This window comes from Novacetimonas maltaceti, from assembly GCF_002906255.1.
Classification (GTDB): Bacteria; Pseudomonadota; Alphaproteobacteria; order Acetobacterales; family Acetobacteraceae; genus Novacetimonas; species Novacetimonas maltaceti.
On the sequence record NZ_POTC01000095.1, the window covers coordinates 1 to 5,059 of the forward strand.

The 5,059-nt window shown below is 62.3% G+C and carries 5 protein-coding genes; all 5 read left to right on the forward strand.

Annotated features, from left to right (window positions below; all coding sequences use genetic code 11):
- Nucleotides 1–372 precede the first annotated feature (372 nt).
- The 5 genes from pqqA to pqqE are packed head-to-tail and all read left to right on the forward strand — an operon-like array spanning nucleotide 373 to nucleotide 3,553.
- Nucleotides 373–453, forward strand: coding sequence for a pyrroloquinoline quinone precursor peptide PqqA (gene pqqA, locus KMAL_RS15925; protein ID WP_075595519.1), 81 nt, complete (start codon nucleotides 373–375; stop codon nucleotides 451–453).
- Nucleotides 454–511: 58 nt separating this feature from the next.
- Nucleotides 512–1,435: a pyrroloquinoline quinone biosynthesis protein PqqB gene (pqqB, locus tag KMAL_RS15930; RefSeq protein ID WP_110096464.1), complete on the forward strand. Its 924-nt coding sequence runs from the start codon at nucleotides 512–514 to the stop codon at nucleotides 1,433–1,435.
- Nucleotides 1,432–2,169: a pyrroloquinoline-quinone synthase PqqC gene (gene pqqC / locus KMAL_RS15935; protein ID WP_110096465.1), complete on the forward strand. Its 738-nt coding sequence runs from the start codon at nucleotides 1,432–1,434 to the stop codon at nucleotides 2,167–2,169. Before pqqB ends, pqqC begins: the two co-directional genes overlap by 4 nt.
- The gene (gene pqqD, locus KMAL_RS15940) at nucleotides 2,166–2,453 is read left to right on the forward strand and encodes a pyrroloquinoline quinone biosynthesis peptide chaperone PqqD (protein WP_110096466.1); all 288 of its coding nucleotides are present in this window, start codon (nucleotides 2,166–2,168) and stop codon (nucleotides 2,451–2,453) included. The genes pqqC and pqqD overlap by 4 nt, the downstream gene beginning before the upstream one ends.
- Nucleotides 2,450–3,553 carry a pyrroloquinoline quinone biosynthesis protein PqqE gene (gene pqqE, locus KMAL_RS15945; RefSeq protein WP_110096467.1) on the forward strand — a complete coding sequence of 368 codons (1,104 nt, stop codon included), beginning with the start codon at nucleotides 2,450–2,452 and terminating at the stop codon, nucleotides 3,551–3,553. The genes pqqD and pqqE overlap by 4 nt, the downstream gene beginning before the upstream one ends.
- Nucleotides 3,554–5,059 lie beyond the last annotated feature (1,506 nt).

The following is a 5,059-nucleotide window of genomic DNA, read 5'->3' on the forward strand; positions in this document are numbered from 1 at the left end:
GTCACGACCGAATGGACACTCGTTGCTCTCGCATACAACTGTAAAAGAATGGCGCGGCTTCAGGCAGCATAAGCCAGGTCAGCCTTGGCGTTATCAGCCGCAAAATGCCCAACCCGACAGGCTGCTAATCCGTCCGGATTGCCTTCGCAACCCACAACAGCGGCGGGCATTGCCGCTACGCAATTCTTGCAATGGCGGCGCGGGCGGAACGGGATAGGGGAATGGTCCGGGTACACAGGATTGTGAAGGCATTCCCCGCACCATCGCCCGTCAGGCACCTGAGAGGCGGTTGCAACGCATTCGGATTCAGCGTTCAAATATGCTCCGGGTATGAAGGATTGTCGCCTTCATCGCAGGAAATGGAGAAAAGTCATGGCATGGAACACCCCCAAGATCACTGAAGTTCCCCTGGGCGCGGAAATCAACAGCTACGTCTGCGGCGAAAAGAAGTAAGACGTTTTCATCGCCACCCGTCTCGTCACGGGTGGCGATTTGCTTATAAATGTCGGCCATGATCGACATCATCGTTCTTGGTGCTGCTGCTGGTGGCGGGTTCCCGCAATGGAACTCCAACGCCGATGGCTGCCGACGGGCCAGGTCCGGCGATCCCGCCGCACTGCCCCGCACACAGGCCTCGATCGCCATCAGTGGCGACGGACGGCACTGGTTCATCGTCAACGCCTCCCCCGACCTGCGGACCCAGATCAACCAGACCCCTGCCCTGCACCCGCAGGAAGGACTGCGTTCCACCCCGATCGCGGGCGTGATCCTGACGGGGGGCGAGGTCGATACCATCGCGGGCCTGCTGACCCTGCGTGAACGCCAACCCCTGACATTGCTGGCTACCGATGCGGTTCTGGAGACGCTGGACGCCAATCCCGTGTTCGAGGCACTGAACCGGCAGGTGGTCACGCGCACGCAACTGCCGCTGGAGCAGGATGTCGCGCTGCATCTGGTGGATGGCACGCCTGCGGGGCTGGGCATCCGTGCCTTCGTGGTGCCGGGCAAGGTGCCGCTCTATGCCGAACGTGGGCCGGACCCTGCCGCCATTGTTGAAAATGGCGAGACGATCGGCCTTGAGATCACCGATGGCACGCGCCGCGTCTGTTTCATCCCCGGATGCGCGCGCATGACCGATGCGCTGCGGCAGCGCCTGTCGGGTGCGGATCTTGTGTTCTTTGACGGCACGCTATGGGTCGATGACGAGATGCTGCGCGCGGGCATCGGCGAGAAGACGGGCCAGCGCATGGGCCATATGTCGCTGATGGGCGAAGGCGGCACGTTTGAGGCGTTCCGTGACCTCGATATCGGGCGCAAAATCCTGATTCACATTAACAATTCCAATCCCGTACTGCTTTCGGACTCGGCGGAGCGCCAGCAGGCCAATGCGCAGGGATGGGATGTCGCCCATGACGGGATGAGGATTACCCTATGACCGGACAGATACTTTCCCCCGATGAGCTTGAGGCCGCGCTGCGCGCCATCGGGGCGGAGCGTTACCATAATCTCCACCCGTTCCATCGTGCCCTGCATGATGGTCGCCTGACGCAGGGGCAGGTGCAGGCATGGGCGCTGAACCGCTATTATTACCAGTGCCGGATCCCGGCCAAGGATGCGTCATTACTGGCGCGCCTGCCCACGGCGGAACTGCGCCGTGAATGGCGGCGGCGCCTGGTGGACCATGATGGCGATGCGCCGGGGACCGGAGGGGTGGCACGCTGGCTGAAGCTGACGGACGGGCTGGGCCTTGATCGTGCCTATGTCGAGTCGCTGGAGGGGCTGCTGCCTGCCACGAAGTTCGCGGTCGATGCCTATGTTGAATTCGTCCGTGACCGTTCGATCCTTGCGGCGATCGCCTCCTCCCTGACGGAACTGTTTTCGCCGACCATCATCAGCGAGCGCGTGTCAGGGATGCTGCGGCACTATGATTTCGTCAACAGAGAGACCCTGGCCTATTTCCACCCGCGCCTGACGCAGGCCCCGCGTGATTCCGATTTCGCGCTGTCCTATGTCCGCGAACATGCCCGCACGGCCGAGCAGCAGGAAGCGGTGCTTGGCGCGCTGAAGTTCAAGTGCGGGGTGCTGTGGTCCATGCTTGATGCGCTGGATTATGCCTATGTCACGCCGGGGCGGATCCCGCCGGGCGCGTTCCGGCCGACCTTCCCATGACGGACGCCCCTACGCTGACGCCCGACAGTGTTGTGCGGTTTGCCCGTGGCGTGCGGCTGCAGCATGACCGCGTGCGCGACCAGTGGGTGATACAGGCGCCCGAACGCGCCTTCCTGCCCGATCCCGTCGCGGTGGAGATCCTGCGCCTTGTCGATGGGACGCGCACGCTCGATGCGATCGTAACCGACCTTGCCGCGCGTTTTGCCGCCCCGCGTGACCTGATCGCGCGCGATGTCATGGAAATGGCCGCCGACCTTGTGGCGCGGCAGGTCCTGCTGCCATGACGGAGAAGCCCGCGCCACCGATGAGCCTGCTGGCGGAACTGACGCACCGGTGTCCGTTGCAGTGCCCGTACTGCTCCAACCCACTGGCGCTGGAGCCACGCGCCAATGAACTGACTACGGCGCAATGGATCGACATACTTGATCAGGCGGCGGACCTTGGTGTGTTGCAGGTGCATTTTTCCGGAGGCGAGCCAATGGCGCGTCCCGACCTGCCCGAACTGGTCCGTCATGCGGTGGGACGCGGGCTTTATACGAACCTGATCACGTCGGGCGTGCTGATGACGCCAGCCTCCTTCGCCGCACTGGTGGAGGCCGGGCTGGATCATGTGCAGCTGTCATTTCAGGATATCGAGACCGCCAACGCCGAGCATGTGGGCGGCATGAAGGGCGCACAGGCGAAGAAGATGGCCGCCGCCGAAATGGTGGTGGCCGATGGCATGCCGCTGACGCTCAATTTCGTCATCTACCGCGAAAATGTCGGGCGCGTGGCGCAGATGATCGACGCTGCGGCCCGGATGGGCGCACGGCGGGTGGAGATCGCGCATACGCAGTATTATGGCTGGGGCCTGCGCAATCGCGATGCCCTGATGCCGACGCGCGAACAGGTGGAACAGGCCACCCGTGCGGTAGAGGCCGCACGGACGCAGTATGCCGGTCGCCTGTCCATCGATTATGTGACGCCCGATTATTATGCCGACAGGCCCAAGCCGTGCATGGGGGGATGGGGGCGTCGTTTCGTCAATGTCTCCCCGTCCGGACGGGTGCTGCCGTGCCATGCGGCGGAAAGCATCCCCGGGGTGAAGATTCCCGATGTGCGCGATGCGACATTGGGCGCGATCTGGGACGAGGCCCCGCTGTTCACCATGTTCCGTGGAACCGACTGGATGCCTGCGCCCTGCCGCACCTGCGACCAGCGCGAAAAGGACTGGGGCGGGTGCCGCTGTCAGGCGCTGGCGCTGGCGGGGGATGCTGCCGCAACCGATCCGGTCTGTGAACGTGCCCCGGCCCATGACCGGGTGACTGCGGCGATTGCGGCATTGCCCGTGACGCCGCCGCCCTTTGTTTACCGTCGCTACGGTAATGGCGCAGATGCAGACTGAACCATCCGCCTGACGGTAATCGGCTGATGCACCGTGGGCGGGAACTTGCCCGCCCACGGCTTCCCTTTTCTGGTCCCCGTTGTAGGGAACTCCCTTGTTTCCGGTCCTGATGATGGCGGGGACATGGCCTGACGATCCCTGATGCGGGTCTGCTCAGGCTGTGTGGGGAGATTTCGCGTCGACATTGCGTCCTTTATGGAACCTGTCCCCCGCACGCGCTGTTCCATTCCTTTCGAAGTCCCGACCTGTACCCACGCCCGAGGTATCCGAAGAGATACGTCATGGTGCTGCCGTGCCCTGTACGGTTCTCCGTGCGGCCAGTGGGCCTGCGATCGGCACACCCTCGTAAAAGCATCAGTCATGCCCCCTTCCCTGCTGGAGGCTGCCGTCTCCTGCGGCGGTGGCCAGCAGGCTGAACATTCCGGTCGCAGGGACGCCTGATGATGCTATCTATTCTTACGTATTATTTTATACATTAAGTTCGATAACATTTTGACGGAAACCGGATGCACAAACCCGCCAGTCAGGAATTTACAATATGTAGTAACGGGGATGGGTGATCCGGCTGATCGCGGAGGCCGCTTTATCCGGCTCCGGCAGGGCATGCCCTGCGAACAAGGTTCGTGGAAATTCCGGCGACGGTCGTCCGCGTAGGTTCGTCAGGCCGGGTCTGGAATGCCTGCTGGGGCTTGCGTCGTCCGGGCAGGTAGAGGTGATCCATATGTCCACCGACCATCTCTTTGCCGCGTACAGCGGCACGGCAAAGAGATGGGATATGCGGATGTTCCTGTCGCGCCCCATCCCGTACACGGCGGGAATTTCATCCGGGGTCACGGGAGACTGCAACTGACATCATGTAAGTCGGGCATCGTGACATTCCTGCCTGTTCTGATGCCCTTGTGCCGTCGTCCGGATTGGAAACACAGCTCTGGTCATTGACCGACCACGCCACCGCACATGGGCGGCATCGTGTCGTGGTCGCATCGTGGAGAGGGAGGGGGCAGCCCGACTGGTTGGGATATGCTGGCAACAGATGCCGCATGCAGGGCAGGAGCGATGCCTTGCCTGTAAGATATATCAGCCTGTGGGTTGTTTACGGGTCTGTCCCATGGGTCAGGGCGCTGCCCTGAAACCCGCCAAAGGGCATTGCCCTTTGGAAACCATTATTTATCGGGGAAATGGGGGCAGGGGCTTCATGATCCCTGCCGGGCCAGTGCGGGAGATGCCGCCTTCCTGGCAGAAAAGGCAGCATCCCAGGACTGCGCGGGGCATCAGGTCAACCGGGGGTCAGGACGGCTCCGTTGCGGAGGCGCTGGCCTTCGCCTCCGTGCGGGAGGGTTGCCCGATCTCACGCAGGGGCAGGCCCGCCATCAGGCGCTGTTCGACGCGGAAATCTCACAGAAGGGTTGTACATCGGGTTAGATTATGAAAAAGTCTGTTTTGCACAAAAGAAATTTTCGTAAGCTATAAGAAAACCCGATGCAGACAGAGTGTAGCGCAGGCGCG